Origin of the sequence: Enterococcus sp. 125944, from assembly GCF_051909435.1 — a bacterium.
In the GTDB taxonomy this organism is placed as follows: Bacteria; Bacillota; Bacilli; order Lactobacillales; family Enterococcaceae; genus Enterococcus_D; species Enterococcus_D gallinarum.
This window is the reverse complement of sequence record NZ_JBQASY010000007.1, coordinates 33,754-48,872: the sequence shown is the minus strand read 5'-3', so window position 1 is coordinate 48,872 and position 15,119 is coordinate 33,754. Positions and strand designations below refer to the sequence as shown.

Here is a 15,119-nt window from a genome sequence, read left to right as displayed (position 1 = left end):
GCCGCATTATGTGTGCTCAAGTCCTCTTCGTTTGATAAACGTATAAGGAATCCGGATGGACCCTTGTTCTTCCTGGATTGCTAACTTCAACGCCATTTCTCCACATTCATGCAAATGATAGTCGATGGTTGACAATTGAAGAACTTCACTAATAAATAAATTGTCTCTGCCAATAAGTAGTCGTTCGGAGGAAGAAGCCAATTTGATACCAGCAGCTACCTGATCCCCATTGGTAAAAATCGCTTGGACATTTTTATCAGCAAAGAAAGCGGCTGCCTCTCGCCCATCTTCTTCCGTCAAACAATCCCAAAAAATCAATTCTTCGGTAAAAGCTGGGAAATATTCCTGACACAAACGAACTGTGATCTTCGAATTGCTGCTCAGCTTACGACTTCTTCCAAGTGTAATTCCAATACGCTCGATACCATTTTCTTTCAAATAAGCAAACACTTCCCGAATGGATTGTTCACGATCGATATAGGTGCATCCATCTTGGACAGAGTCGATCTTTTCACAAAAAACGATACGGCCATAAGCACGATAGGGCAATAGTTTTTCGAGCGGATTTGCTCTCGATGTGATAATCAGAGCATCAAACCCTTTTGCCGCAAATTCCTGCAGGTACTTTTCTTCCATTTCTGGTTCATAGCGGGTAGGCAACAAAGTCACCTTATACCCACGGGAAAAAGCACTTGCAGTAATCCCGCTTAGAAGGATATCAAAATACGGATGATTGACAAATGGGAGAATCACTCCGATGTTCTTCGTTTTTCCCGAGCTTAGTACACGTGCAGTATGATTCGGGATATAGTTGACTTGTTCCATTACCCGCAAAATCTCCTGACGCTTCTGCTCATCCACATAAGGATTATTATTGATGACTCGTGAAATCGTTGAGACCGAATAACCGGTCAACTTAGCAATATCCCGAATGTTCGCCATGCGCTTCTCCTTAGACAAATAATTGTTCTTTCATATAGTCTATCACACTTGCCCCACATTCATAAAATTGGTAATAATCATTCTGATGAATGAAACTGATTCGTTGCGCACCAAAATATTCATCCTGTACCAGGTGTCCAATTTCTGCAAGCGGTATTTGTGCGACCTTTTCTCTAAAAAATCCCTTGGGCTTTGTGAGAATCAAGTTCATCCCATCAAATTCAAGTGCAACATAGCAGCGTTGTATTCCATTGTTTCCCTTTACTTCCATATAAGTGTGCATCTTCATACGCCCCTTTCATGAATAGAATAATCTATGAAACGCGTACCAGAGCAAGCACTTTGTTTTCTTTTTTTCTCCTTGTTTATTTCTGAGGTTGTGAATCATTTCGCTTATTTCTAGAATGTTGTTACAATAGAAATGGGGAAAGAAGTCATCAATCATTTTTCCATTCGAGGAGGAACGCAAATTGACATTAGAAGAAGCTTTTTTATTGGATACATTGCGTTGCCGATTCAAATTTTTGCGAGAAGGGCAAGCATTGACGCAAAAAGAGGTATCGCAGCAAATCGATGTATCGTTGGAAGACTATTTGGATTACGAAGCTGGTGATCGTCTACCAGACGTTATGACGATTTTGCATCTTGCTGCCTTTTATGATGTCTCAGTAGATTACATTTTAGGCCAAACAGAAATTATGCAGCGCTATCCGCTGTCTTGATAAAAAAGTGCTACATGAAACTGCTCCTTGCTAGTTAGAATAAAAATCAAGCTAGTAAGGCGCACGTTCATTTTGAGTAAAAGGACTACTTCTTAAGCAAAAATACCCACTCTTGTAGGAAGAGTGGGTGCCTCAAAAAGAGAATGAAAATGAAATAGATTTGATAGATTGATCATAAACTTCTTCACTGAATCATTCAACATGAAGTTAATTCCTATTTGGTGTAAAAATATGGAGTATCTTTTTTGAGCTATGTTAGCAGTGAATGCCAAAATGATAAGGAATTCAATATACCAATGAGCAAGCAATGGATCATTGGTATTGGCTCCTTTCTATCATAGAAATAGAAGCATAAAGAAAAGAACCCCTTCGCTAAGGGGTTCTTTTAGTATAATTACATCATGCCGCCCATGCCCATGGATGGATCCATTGCTGGAGCTGCTGGTGCAGCAGGTTCTGGTTTGTCAGCAACGACTGCTTCAGTTGTTAACAGTAATGCGGCTACAGAAGCGGCATTTTGTAACGCAGAACGTGTTACTTTTGTTGGGTCAACGATTCCTGCTTCAAGCATGTTTACCCATTCGCCAGTTGCGGCATTGAAACCAACGCCAAGATCTGCGTGTTTCAATTTATCGATGATCACTGATCCTTCATATCCAGCATTTTCAGCGATTTGACGTACTGGTTCTTCTAACGCACGCAAGACGATTTTCACACCGGTTGCTGCATCGCCGTCTGCTTCGATGGCTGCTACTTTGTTGATGACATTGACAAGAGCAGTTCCCCCACCAGACACCATACCTTCTTCAACCGCTGCACGCGTAGCGTTCAATGCGTCTTCGATACGTAATTTCAATTCTTTTAATTCTGTTTCAGTTGGTGCACCCACTTTGATGACTGCAACACCGCCTGCTAATTTCGCTAGGCGTTCTTGTAATTTTTCGCGGTCAAAATCAGACGTTGTGTCAGCAATTTGATTTTTGATCAATTGCACACGAGCATCGATCGCTGATTTGTCGCCAGCACCTTCAACAATAGTTGTATTATCTTTGTCCACAACAACTTTACTTGCTTGTCCTAAGTTGTCGATCGTCGCATCTTTCAATTCTAACCCTAAGTCTTCAGTAATGACTGTACCGCCAGTCAAGATCGCAATGTCTTCTAGCATTGCTTTACGACGGTCACCAAAGCCTGGAGCTTTAACTGCTACGACATTGAATGTTCCGCGGATTTTGTTCAAGACCAATGTTGGTAATGCTTCGCCGTCTACATCGTCAGCGATGATCAACAATGGTTTTGATTGTTGTAAGATTTGTTCTAACAATGGCAAGATATCTTGAATGTTAGAGATTTTTTTGTCTGTGATCAAGATGTATGGATTTTCCAAAGCAGCTTCCATTTTATCATTGTCAGTGACCATGTATTGTGAAAGGTAGCCGCGATCGAACTGCATTCCTTCAACTACATCTAATTCTGTTTCGATCCCTTTTGATTCTTCAATGGTGATCACACCGTCATTGCCGACTTTTTCCATCGCGTCTGCAATGTATTTTCCGACTTGTTCGCTACCAGAAGACACAGCACCAACTTGTGCAATAGCTTCTTTTGAGTCAACGATGGAAGAAATGTTGTGTAATTCTTCAACCGCAACTTTAGTTGCCATTTCGATTCCACGGCGAATGCCTAATGGATTCGCACCAGCTGTCACGTTTTTTAGTCCTTCACGAACGATCGCTTGTGTTAGCAATGTCGCTGTCGTCGTTCCGTCACCAGCGATGTCATTTGTTTTAGATGCAACTTCAGAAACAAGTTTTGCACCCATATTTTCAAAATGATCTTCTAATTCGATTTCTTTTGCGATCGTTACGCCATCATTTGTGATCAATGGTGAACCATAAGATTTTTCTAAAACGACGTTACGACCTTTAGGGCCTAAGGTTACTTTTACTGTATCTGCTAATTTATCTACCCCGCGCAACATTGCTGCACGTGCATCTTCTGCAAATTTGATTTCTTTTGCCATGATTCATTCACCTCAACTAAATTATTTTTTATTCAACTACTGCAATAATGTCTTTTGCAGCAACGATCAAATATTCGTTACCTTCAAATTTCACTTCTGTGCCAGCGTATTTTTCGAACATAACTTGTTCGCCCACGTTGACAGCAACAGGAGCTTTTTCACCGTTTTCTAGCGTGCGTCCTTCACCGACTGCAATGACGGTTCCTGTTTGAGGTTTTTCTTTGGCTGCTGAAGCAAGCACGATCCCTCCCACAGTTTTTTCTTCTTCTTTTGCGACTTCGATAATCACGCGATCACCTAATGGTCTTAACACGATAAATCCCTCCAATTGTATTTGATAGATTTTCTATTAGCACTCTCACACATAGAGTGCTAACTCACAAAATTAATATTACTCATTTTCTGTTTTTTTTGCAAGCCTTTTGATTAAATTTATTTTGGCTTTTTCTTTTTATCGATCCATACTGCAAAAACCTAGGGAAAAATTTTGTTTCTAATGAGTCAGTAGTCTATAATAGAAAAAAAGGAGTGTGATGATTTCACTTATGTCTCTAAAAAAATACGCACTATCGACGATTTTGATTTATGGGGTCGCATTTTTTATTCCTGTCGCTTTTATATCTAGTGGTGCCACGATCCCTGCAACGACTGTTTCGTATATCGTCGGCGCAATCTTGATGATTTTTCTTTATTTCAAACAAAATGAACCCTTATCGTTTGAACGTAAGGAGCCAAAAGTATCGGCTATTATTATTTATGGTCTAACAGGAATCATTGCTGCCATTCTTTTGCAAAACTTCGCTGTCTTTATTGAGTCGCTATTTGGCGAAGTAGCGGCATCGGAAAATACAGAAAATATTATCTCTATTATTCTGCAAAATCCGATTTTTGCCCTTGCCGCTATGATCGGCGGGCCTATCATGGAAGAATTTGTATTTCGCCGTGCCCTTGTGGGAATCATTGCGAAATATTCAAATATCTGGGTTGGTGTCATTGTCAGCGCTGTTGCCTTTGCCTTTGCCCACAGCGACAATCATCTATTGGTGTATATTCTATTGGGTCTCTTTTTCTCTGGACTCTACGCGTTGACAGGGCGTATCTGGACATCCATGATTACCCACGTGGGAATGAATACACTAGTTATTATCATTCAACTATTGGTTCATGCCGGCTATATCAATGTGCCCTAAGCACTAAAAACAAAAAAACGATGTTGAAAAATTTCAACATCGTTTTTTTATAAGATAAATTTCTAGCTTTGTAAAAACTGTCTGCATTCAATCGCTATTGCTTTTCTACAAAAAATTGCTAGTCAATCATCCTCAAATACTGAATAATTCGGTCGCTTTATCTGGATCAGTGTCATAAACCTCAAAGGCTTCACCGACACCTAAGTCGTGTTCTTTCATCGTATTGACCATGGTTAGATGGGCCAATTCTTTTAGATTGTTTTCTTTGCTCAAATGCCCTAAATAGACGCGCTTCGTATTATCCGTCAATATGTCTGCCATGACTAATGCCCCATCTTCATTGGAGAGGTGCCCACGATCCCCGAGAATACGCTGCTTGAGGCTCCATGGATATGGACCCATCCGCAACATTTCTAAATCATGGTTGCTTTCGACCAGATACGCATCGGCTCCTTTGATAATCCCCCGGACATGATCACTGCAGTAACCAGTATCAGTCAACATCACAAAAGATTTGCCATCTTTATGGAACCGATAGAACTGCGGTGCTGCCGCATCATGGGAAACGCCAAAACTTTCGATGTCCATATCTCCCATCGTCAAAACTTTTCCCATCTCAAAAACATGTTTTTGTTCAACCGCAATATTGCCTACCATATTGTCCATCGCCTGCCATGTTTTCGTGTTTGCGTAGACATCCAACTTGTATTTGCGAGCCAAGACCCCTACGCCGTGGATATGGTCACGATGCTCATGCGTGACTAAAATAGCATCCAGATCCTCTGGCTTGCGTCCAACTTCATCCAATAATGAAGTGATCTTTTTGCCGCTCAGTCCTGCGTCCACCAGGATTCGTTTTTTATTGCTCTCGATATATAACGAATTTCCTGAACTTCCGCTAGCTAAAATGCTTACTTGAAAGGCACTTTCCTTCATCATTGTTTCTGTCTTCCTCTCTCTTACTTTCAACGAGTTCCATTATACCTATTTTTCTATGGATTTTCTACTTTTTGTACTGCATTGTTTGTAATGATTCGATTACTAAAAGCATTGACAGTTTCGATCTGAATATTTTCATCCGCATCTGCTTTGACAGCAACGAACCAAGCCGGAATGTACACATTCCGATCACCAACAATCAAAATCCTTGTGTAAGCCAGCTCTGTCCATAATATCTTAGAATGACTAGGCAACTTATTATTCAAATAAAGCGTGTTGACGGCTTCTTTCTCTGAATAGAGAGTCATTTTCTCCCGCAGCGGGGTGATATTGGAAATGTGGGTCTGAGTATACTTAGCGATCTGCAACAGTTTATCTGACGATTCTAAAGTCATATCGATCCGGCTTGAGCTGTCATTGAACGGGATATTTTCATAGGACTGACTGGCAACAATGGTTGGGTATTCTTGATCTAATAGCGACAAGTTCTTCATATAGTGATATTCCTCTCCATAGAGGACTTGATCTTTTCGCTGAAGGTATTCATTGACCGTCTTTTCCGCCTGTGTGTCATCACTAATGTAGAATCCTCCGGAAGAAATATGGGTCAACTGCTGCCCTTTGACAGTAGTCGCCTCGACTAACCGCTTGTCCCCTTGCGCTTCTTTCAAAGCAGCAGCCAAATCGGTTTGTTCACCACTTAAATAGTACCCGCTCAAATACTCGTCAGAAAGTTCTCCTGAATATTTGATGTCTTCTGAGGCTAGTCGCTGTTCAATCGGGATCGTCTGATTTGACTGCAAAACGTTCTGCTGTTCACTGCGGGCTTCACTGTAAATGTTGAACAAAAAGACATTCAACCCCAAAAACGCTAGGAAAAAAATCCATTCGATTCGCTTGAAATCCAATCAAACTCCCCCCGTTTCTGTCAATTTAGCCATTAATTCCTGATAATTGAACCAGTTATTCTCATACTTTACATACCAAGTTGGTGTCAAATCGACGACAGAAGCCCCTTTGATGTCGCCCCATTGATAGCCAACAATAATCTGCTGCAGCTGATCCGTCTCTGCCCCTGCAGAAAGCAAGTCACTGCGAACGGTTAAGCTTGAAGGCAGCTCCACCTCGGTCTCAGAAGGAATCGGCACTTGGATCGCATTTAAACTAGATTCGATTGCCATCTCTCGATTCCCTAATTGCCCACTGTTAGAAAAAGTTACTTTCATCAATCCCTGAGCACCACTGCTGAAGACTGGATACCCTTCTACAAAAATACGATAATCTAGTTGATTGCTCAACCGATCAAAAAAGCGTATCGTTCCGAAATTGTTGCCCAAACGACGAATATAGTCCGCACTTTGCATAAACAGATCCGTTTCATCACTTTCTGAAACAGTGGTTTCAAATTTGACTACTTGATCATCATGCAAAACCGCCATATTCTGTCCACCTTCATAATAATAAGTATCTACACTATCATCATTGACTTTGACATCTTTTGGCGAAGTAAAAAATGCTTCTCGAAAGAGATTCGCCGATTGCAAAGAGGAAACATAGCTGTATTTTTTCAGCTTGATCGTGTCCTGTGTATAGAACTGATTGCTTTTTCCTGATTCTTCCTGGCGCATCGCTGTCCATTCTCTTGGATTATCTTTCAAAATGCGATTCACATCATTTTTATCCCAGTCAATCTTGCCTTCAATGATCCGTGATTCTTCCAAATTCACAAACTGGATTTTATTCTCTTTCAAATCGATTTGAATACGGGAGAAAGCCATTTTGTTGGCTTCGTTGTCACCTAATGCCAATTCAACATCAAAGGTCTCCGCGTAATCATTTAGTAAGAACGGCGTGTAATACGCCAACGTCACTCCCTCATCCAATGTTGCTGCCTCTGAAAAAGACTTGGAATCATAATTTTGTACCGTCAGATCATTGACTTGAGCATCCGAGAGCAGTCCCTGAACGTCACGAATCAACGTTTCAGAATTGGTTTCCTTGACTTCATCTTGGTGGATCCAGGTTAAATACAATGGCAAAAATAAATCACTTTTTTGTTTGTAGGTCTGAATACTCGTATTGACTGTATCTGTAGCTTGTTCGACTGAACGATCGTAACCGGTGGGATTCAGCCAAATCATGTAGGAAAAGTAAAAGCTTAGGGCAACCATAACGATCAGACCTAAACGAATCATTTTTTCTGAGACTTTCATTCCCACCAATCCTCCTCATACGGTTCATATGGCAACATGATATAAAATGTTGAACCGCGGTTTTCTCGGCTTTCTGCCCAAATGGCTCCCCCATGAGATTTGATCACTTCGCGGGAAATGGCTAATCCTAAACCAGTACCACCTTGTTGCCGGGCGCGGGCTTTATCAACACGGTAAAAGCGGTCAAAGATTTTGGTAAGATCCTTTTTAGGGATGCCTAGGCCTTGATCATTGATACTCAAAACGATATTGTTATGGGTTTCCATCAATTTGACTGTGATCACACCGCCATCAGGTGAATATTTGATAGCATTGTTCATAATATTGTCGATCACTTGAATCATCTTATCCGTATCGACTTCGACCCAAAGTTCACGTTTGGTGAATTCACGACGAATCACATATTTTTTGTTCTCATTCGTCACCATCATATCAAATCGATCCAATACAAAGCTGACCAACTCATTGAAATTGATGTATTCCAATTGCAGTTGCGCATTGCCGCTGTCCATTCGTGAAAGACTCAGTAGGTCATTGATCATTCGAATCATCCGATCCGTTTCATCTAATGTCACTTTCAAGAAGTTCGGTGCGATTTCTGGATCTTGCCAAGCCCCTTCGCTCAACGCTTCAATATAGCTGCGCATACTGGTCAAAGGTGTTCGCAATTCGTGAGACACATTGGATACAAACTCTCGCCGCTCTTGTTCATTTTTCTCTTGTTCTGTAACATCATGCATCACCGCTACTAAACCAGAAATAAATCCAGACTCACGGCGAATCATTGAAAAGTCGATTCGTAAAATCAAATTCGTTCCAACGATGTCATTGTTGGGCCGTTCGATCAGCATTTCATCAGGACTTTCTAGCAGTTTACGCAAGGTGTATTCTTCATCGATTTGGAGCAGAGTCAGAATCGATTGACCGACTGCTTCTTCAGAAGTAACATTCAATAACGACATCGCCATCTCATTGATCGTAATGACTTTCCCACGGCGGTCAGTCGCTACGACGCCATCGGTCATGTGGGAGAGGACACTATCTAGTCGATTTCGTTCCGACTCCATTGCTTCTTGTGTTTCTTCGATACGTTCTCCTAGCTGATTGAATGTTTCAGCCAGCTGTCCCAGTTCATCTTGACCATGAACTGCTACTTTGCGGCTATAATCCCCTTTGGCAATCCGAATGGCTTGTTCCCGCATTTCCCCAATCGGCTGAGTGATGGATCGGGAAACAAGTAGGGCAACAACGATCGAGATCGCTGCAGCAATTAAAGAAGCCGTCACAAAAATCACGGCAGTATCACTGACTTCACTGTATTTCTGTTCCAGATTGCTTCGCAGGTACAATGTACCTAAAACCGTATCCCCTGTAGGCGACTGGATCGATTGGACAATGTTGTAGACCCGCTGTCCTGTCGATTCGTCATACAACACTTCACTACGGTTCGTATCATAATCTCGGTAATCGTTTTTTTCACCCACTGAACCTCGATCATTGATATTGGTGGTTGCCCGAATGATTCCTTGTTCATCTACGACCCGCATCTCTAAAATCTCAGAAGAGTTGGTACTGGAAAGGATCCGGTTCAAAGAAGAATTCATTGCATCCCAATCGAGGCTGTCTTCGGCGTCCATTCGACTAAGTTCTGAACCTAGAGTAACGACCAACGTGCTAGCTCTTGCCTCCATGTCGCGCTTAAAGGCATCGATCGTTGTTTTCTCTAATTCGCGAATAAAATACGCCCCGATAATCTGGATCGAAATCAATAAGATCAAGATAAAAGTCAGGGCGATTTTGAAGTTCACTGATCGAAAAAAGCGAACCTTATTTTTCATAGCTTATTCCTGTTCAGGGTTCCGCAAGTAATAGCCGACTCCGCGACGAGTGACCAAATAATTCGGATGACTTGGGCTATCTTCGATTTTTTCCCGTAAACGGCGAACGGTAACGTCGACGGTCCGCACATCACCAAAATAATCATATCCCCAGACGGTTTGCAGCAAATGTTCCCGTGTCATGACTTGACCTAAGTGTTTCGCTAGATAGTGCATTAGTTCAAATTCACGATGGGTCAATTCGATTGCTTCGCCATTTTTAGTTACCATGTAGGCATCTGGATGGATCGTCAAATCACCGATTGTCAATTCTGCATTCGGTGCTTCTTCTGCTTCTTTCGCCGAAGCAGAACCGCGACGTAAATTAGCTTTGACACGAGCTACTAATTCACGGTTGGAGAAGGGCTTAGTCACGTAATCATCGGCACCCAATTCCAGTCCTAACACTTTGTCGATCTCAGAATCTTTGGCGGTAACCATAATGATCGGCATATCGTGATTTTTTCGAACTTCACGTGCCACTTCTAATCCATCCATTTTCGGCAGCATCAAATCTAATAAAATCAGATCCGGTTCAACTTCTGCCACTTTTTCTAATGCTTCTTCACCATCATAAGCTGTATATACTTCGTAGCCTTCTTTTGTCAAATTGAATTTGACGATGTCCGAGATCGGTTTTTCATCGTCCACGACTAGGATCTTTTTCAAAAAATGTCACCTCATTTTTTATTCTTTCCTACTTATTATACATGATTTAGGATGTGTTTTCATCTTTCCTCAAATCTTAGCCTTGATCTATGCTTATTCTTAAGAAAATTTTGTATCGATGTTCTTTCTTTTTCACACTCATGATTGCTAACTTATTCATTCCGTAATAGGTTTCACAACAACTTTTACAGTATCGCCAATGTCTTTTTTGATCTGTTTGCGAATCTCTTTCTTGATTCCTAAAATATAACAAATACTTCCGTCTTGGTTTTTCAACCCCATATTGACGATACTTCCTTGATAGTCAACGCCATCAAATGTTGCCTGAACTTTCAGCCGCCCTTTATTCCATTCAGCCCGCAAATCGTAAGGAAAAATCACGTATGCTCCACCTTTACCAATCTCAGAAGAATAAATGGTTGATTCAAAAACATATTCTTTCATTGTCACTCACTCCTTTTTCATAAACAACTCAAGATACTGCCTTAAGTAATCCGGATAGCATAAAACTCCATCTGTAAGCATCCGTCTCCTTGGAGAACTGTTGCTTTGTTCTATGAAATCATTATACTGCTTGTTTTATTCAACGAAAATAACTTAGGTGTAAATAGGAGTAAGTAGGCGCAAAGGAGAGCAACGAAGAGCAAAAGAGAGCCAAACCCTTCAGGTCACTGACCATTGCGGCATCTCTAGAGAAACAGGCTTCTTTTCACTCATCGGCACAAAAAAAGGTATGAAAGTTGAAAAGACAACTTTCATACCTTTTAACATTCATTAATGAATGATTGTGAGCGGCTCTTAGAAAACGATCACAGTCACTCGATCAAATCCCCGTTTCGTCTAACAGCTGCACTCCGACGCCTAATAATCCAGGTCCTGTATGCACAACCAGTGCCGGTGAAATCTGTCCAAAGAAAATTTCTTTCACTTGAGGAAATTCTTGTTCAAGACGAGTTTTCATTTCTTTAGCTTCTGCCAACGCATCCCCCTGGGCCACGGCTAGGCGAAATTGTTTGTGATTTCCAATGTACTGTTTCACCAGTTCAACGGTCTTGTCCAAACTCTTTTTACGTCCTCGTGATTTCGCTACTGTGTAATAAATCCCTTCGTCATTACAAGAAATGATTGGATTCAATTTCAAGGCATTTCCGAGAATTGAAGCAACCAAACCAATTCGGCCGCCTTTTTGCAAGTACTCCAATGTCGCTACATTGAAAAAGACCTTATTTCGGACAACTTCTTGTAGCAGCTGTTCTTTGAGCTCTTGCCATGTGATTCCCTCATTCAGCAACTCAGCAGCTCTGATCGCTTGTAATCCAGCACCAATCCCGATATTTTTCGTATCTAAAACAAAAATATCCAAGTCATTCCGTTGTTCTCCCATCAAGCGAACAACATTATAAGTACCGCTCAACCCACTAGAGATGGTGACTGCCAGAACTTTTTCATAGCCATCGGCTTTGATCCGATCAAATATCTTGTTGATGGTTTCGCCATCGGGCAATGACGTACTAGGAATTTCTTGCGGCAATCGTTGATAGATCTCTTCCGCTGTAATATCCACTTTATCCGTATACGTCCGATCCTTGTATATGATCTGCAATGGCAACATATACATACCATATTGTGACATGATTTCTGCCGGGACATCGGTTCCCGAGTCGACAAGCAGGGCAATTTTCTCTTTATTCATGGGATTCTCCTTTGTGCGTTTCCAAGTAATTTACTTCTAGTTCAATCGTTTTTTCTGCCAATAATTTATTTGCAAACGAACGGGTCGCCCCTTTGATCGCGATCAGTTCTACTGGAATCGGATCGGTAGACACCGCTTCTTTTGACCCTGCTGCCTCTTGGCAGACTGTCCAAATGGCTTTTTCCTGTTCTTCACAAAATAAATTGTACGCATTTCGTATCCCGACTACTTTTCCTTGAAACAATATTCCCGTCTTGATTTCTGGGATTGTCAACACTTGCTTCAACATCGTAATGGCAATCAAAAATGCCAAATGTTTTTGGTTATACCGTTTTTTCTCTGGGGGTGGGATCATCCCTTTTTTGACGTAATTATTGACCATTGATGATGTCAGCAGTGAATGTTTTTCCGACTGGATTACCGGCGACAAGTACTGATCGATCAACGTAATGACTTGATCCATGTACAGTTCCAAAGTTGGCAGCTCTTCCCACCGCGGCAAATGAAAGGAATTCAGCGACTCGCTCCAATCAAACAAATCTGAACGTAATTTTTCCATAATCTTCTCCATCTTAAATAGCAGAATATTGGTTTATCAAAAACTTTTTATCTGGTTTTGATAACTAGATAAATTTTACCATATACTGGTATTGGATTGTAGTCCTCTGCTCAAAATTTAGGAAAACAAAAGAATTTGATTTTTGAAGGGGATAAGTATTACGGAGTATGTACTCTATGGGTAGTCTTCTTTTGAAACGAAAGATAAAAAAACGGATTTTTTTTTAACAGAACGATTGATTTTTAAAAGTCGGAGTGCTAAGATAATAAAGTAATTTTGATACGGGCCGTTAGCTCAGTTGGTAGAGCAGCTGACTCTTAATCAGCGGGTCGCGGGTTCGAGCCCCTCACGGCCCATTGGGTGCCAAACCCACGAGACTAGTACATTCTTGGCGCTTTCGAGCGTTTAGAAAAGAATGTGCGTAGTCTCATTTTTTTGTTTCTTCTTTTATACTTGCGTAAAAAGGTATTGAATGTTTCTTCTTTCTTTATTACTAGCAGAATGATTACATCGGTATCCTTACAGTAGTCGTGGTTTTGCTAGAAATTGGATACTTGCGTCATATTTTGGGTGACTCTTTCTTCAAAGTACATCGCTTTATCTTCCTCAAGTTGTTTAATTTCTTGTCATTTAGAACTAGAAAATGAAGTCAATTTCCCTAAATCTAGTTCTCTAAATCTATTCTATTTTCATTATCTCAACAATGAATCGCTGTTTTAAATTCATCCACAAAAAAAGTACGTTCTCAAAATAAGAAAACGCACTTCTATTTCTTTATTATCACGAACAATTCTTCTCGTTCTTCACTTCCATCTACCCATTGTTTTTGAATCATATACTGATTCTAGCAAACTTAAAAAATACGTAAAAAATGCTATCTCTCTCCAGTGAATTAAGACAATTCATTGTTAGAAGTCAATTTCTAAGAAATAACATTAGTAGCTATTCTTTTCTCAAGCAGCTAACCACTCAGATACCATGATTTTAATGATGGCAGCAATAGGTACTGCTAAAAACATTCCAACAATACCAAAATAAGCTCCACCAATCGTTATGGAAACGATAATGATGATCGGATTGATATTTAATGCGCCACCCATGATCCTTGGACCAATCACATTTCCATCAATTTGCTGTAAAATCAATAGAGCCAGCAGAATTGTGATTGCTTTACTGAGTCCTCCCGTAAATAACGTAACTACCCCAGTGACCAACGATGCAAAAATCGCACCAAAATATGGAATCATGTTACAAATGCCTAAAAGCAGCCCTAACGTGATGGCATACTTTACTTGAAAAAGAGACAGGATGATGGTGGATAAAATCCAAATGACACATGCATCTAAAAATTGCGAGCTGATAAATTTATAAAAAACCACATGTGTCGTATGGATCCATCTTTTCGAATTTTCAAATACTGTTTTTGACATTAATTTCTGAGATACCAAAGAAACAAAGTTCACTATCGAATCTTTGTAAATTAAAACATAGATAGAAACCACAATCGATAAAAAACTATTCAAGACGAAGCTTGACAAATTTATTGTAAGTCCGCCTAATGACGAAACAACTTGTAGCCAGTTTGCAGAAAGATTCTCCGTGGAAAACTTCTTCGTGAGCTCTGATAAAAAACGCTCAAACGGAATTTGTCTTAATATTCCCCTTTCCTCAAGTTCTTGTACATACCTAATCACTGATTCTTGAATTTGCGGCATGGCAGCGATCAAATCGTTGATATTTTTAATGATTAATGGAATCAAGTAACTTAACATGATAAATAAAAGAAAAAGAATCGATAGATACAACACAACAATACTCAAGGGATGGCTAGCTGATTGGATAGCTGGAAGCGGAATTTTTTCCAATAACATTTTAAAACGATTTTGTAATCCACTCAGCAAGTAAGCAAAAATAAATCCTATAACAAATGGAGCCAAAATATGCAAAAATCTTCCTAAGTGATTGAGCACTATTTGATAGTTTAGAATGATCAATGTTGCAATGATAATACTCATCCAAAAAATGAATCTACTTCCCCACTGATTCCAATTGACATTTAACTTTTTCATCAAGTCACCTCAAATTTCTGTTCTTCTATTGTCTTATCTTCTTATGAGATTTTTTTCAAGAAGTTCCAACTTAAACAATGATAGGATGAAAGTTAATCCTAAAAACAACTACATATTAGGTAGTTAAATCAAATTCAACTAATCGGCTCTTCTTAATAAGCTTCATCTTCCACTCCTTCTATCTTTTAGCTAAGTTCCTGTTCTTTTGATCGAATCTAGGAGA

General features: G+C 40.2%; 15 protein-coding genes and 1 tRNA gene. 3 read left to right on the top strand and 13 right to left on the bottom strand.

The annotated features are described in order from the left end of the window. Positions 1–6 precede the first annotated feature (6 nt). The gene (locus tag ACTFWY_RS07965) at positions 7–942 is read right to left on the bottom strand and encodes a LacI family DNA-binding transcriptional regulator (RefSeq protein WP_005471706.1); all 936 of its coding nucleotides are present in this window, start codon (positions 940–942) and stop codon (positions 7–9) included. A gap of 10 nt (positions 943–952) precedes the next feature. Further along, positions 953–1,225, bottom strand: a complete 273-nt coding sequence (locus ACTFWY_RS07960; RefSeq protein WP_003127443.1) for a hypothetical protein — start codon at positions 1,223–1,225, stop codon at positions 953–955. 187 nt (positions 1,226–1,412) lie between these two features. Between ACTFWY_RS07960 and ACTFWY_RS07955 the strand changes: the two genes are divergently transcribed. After that, on the top strand, positions 1,413–1,664 hold the full coding sequence (locus ACTFWY_RS07955) for a helix-turn-helix domain-containing protein (protein WP_060813628.1): 252 nt from the start codon (positions 1,413–1,415) through the stop codon (positions 1,662–1,664). A 394-nt stretch (positions 1,665–2,058) separates the two neighbouring features. Here ACTFWY_RS07955 and groL read toward each other — a convergent pair whose 3' ends face one another. Continuing rightward, complete coding sequence (groL, locus tag ACTFWY_RS07950) at positions 2,059–3,687, bottom strand: chaperonin GroEL (RefSeq protein ID WP_060813629.1); 1,629 nt, start codon at positions 3,685–3,687, stop codon at positions 2,059–2,061. A gap of 28 nt (positions 3,688–3,715) precedes the next feature. Continuing rightward, a complete protein-coding gene (gene groES, locus ACTFWY_RS07945; protein ID WP_003127440.1) occupies positions 3,716–4,000 on the bottom strand; it encodes a co-chaperone GroES in 285 nt (94 codons plus the stop codon). A gap of 232 nt (positions 4,001–4,232) precedes the next feature. Between groES and ACTFWY_RS07940 the strand changes: the two genes are divergently transcribed. Next, on the top strand, positions 4,233–4,877 hold the full coding sequence (locus ACTFWY_RS07940; protein ID WP_349703943.1) for a CPBP family intramembrane glutamic endopeptidase: 645 nt from the start codon (positions 4,233–4,235) through the stop codon (positions 4,875–4,877). Between the two features lie 132 nt (positions 4,878–5,009). Here ACTFWY_RS07940 and ACTFWY_RS07935 read toward each other — a convergent pair whose 3' ends face one another. The 8 genes from ACTFWY_RS07935 to ACTFWY_RS07900 form a co-directional block, all read right to left on the bottom strand. Further along, entirely contained in the window at positions 5,010–5,816 is an 807-nt protein-coding gene (locus ACTFWY_RS07935) for an MBL fold metallo-hydrolase (protein ID WP_003127437.1), read from the bottom strand. A gap of 53 nt (positions 5,817–5,869) precedes the next feature. After that, entirely contained in the window at positions 5,870–6,724 is an 855-nt protein-coding gene (locus tag ACTFWY_RS07930) for a two-component system regulatory protein YycI (protein ID WP_060813631.1), read from the bottom strand. Continuing rightward, the gene (locus tag ACTFWY_RS07925; protein ID WP_060813632.1) at positions 6,725–8,029 is read right to left on the bottom strand and encodes a YycH family regulatory protein; all 1,305 of its coding nucleotides are present in this window, start codon (positions 8,027–8,029) and stop codon (positions 6,725–6,727) included. Further along, entirely contained in the window at positions 8,026–9,867 is a 1,842-nt protein-coding gene (walK, locus tag ACTFWY_RS07920) for a cell wall metabolism sensor histidine kinase WalK (protein ID WP_003127434.1), read from the bottom strand. The genes ACTFWY_RS07925 and walK overlap by 4 nt, the downstream gene beginning before the upstream one ends. Before the next feature lie 3 nt (positions 9,868–9,870). Then, positions 9,871–10,575 (bottom strand): response regulator YycF, encoded by a 705-nt coding sequence (gene yycF / locus ACTFWY_RS07915; protein WP_005471699.1) that lies wholly within the window; start codon positions 10,573–10,575, stop codon positions 9,871–9,873. 156 nt (positions 10,576–10,731) lie between these two features. Next, positions 10,732–11,019, bottom strand: coding sequence for a DUF1905 domain-containing protein (locus ACTFWY_RS07910; RefSeq protein WP_003127432.1), 288 nt, complete (start codon positions 11,017–11,019; stop codon positions 10,732–10,734). Between the two features lie 379 nt (positions 11,020–11,398). After that, a complete protein-coding gene (locus tag ACTFWY_RS07905; protein ID WP_279282456.1) occupies positions 11,399–12,268 on the bottom strand; it encodes a DegV family protein in 870 nt (289 codons plus the stop codon). Next, on the bottom strand, positions 12,261–12,827 hold the full coding sequence (locus ACTFWY_RS07900) for a DUF1836 domain-containing protein (protein ID WP_005471696.1): 567 nt from the start codon (positions 12,825–12,827) through the stop codon (positions 12,261–12,263). Before ACTFWY_RS07900 ends, ACTFWY_RS07905 begins: the two co-directional genes overlap by 8 nt. Before the next feature lie 283 nt (positions 12,828–13,110). Between ACTFWY_RS07900 and ACTFWY_RS07895 the strand changes: the two genes are divergently transcribed. After that, positions 13,111–13,183 (top strand) — tRNA-Lys (locus ACTFWY_RS07895). A gap of 597 nt (positions 13,184–13,780) precedes the next feature. Here the strand turns inward: ACTFWY_RS07895 and ACTFWY_RS07890 are convergent. Next, on the bottom strand, positions 13,781–14,896 hold the full coding sequence (locus ACTFWY_RS07890; RefSeq protein ID WP_156248202.1) for an AI-2E family transporter: 1,116 nt from the start codon (positions 14,894–14,896) through the stop codon (positions 13,781–13,783). Between the last annotated feature and the right edge of the window lie 223 nt (positions 14,897–15,119).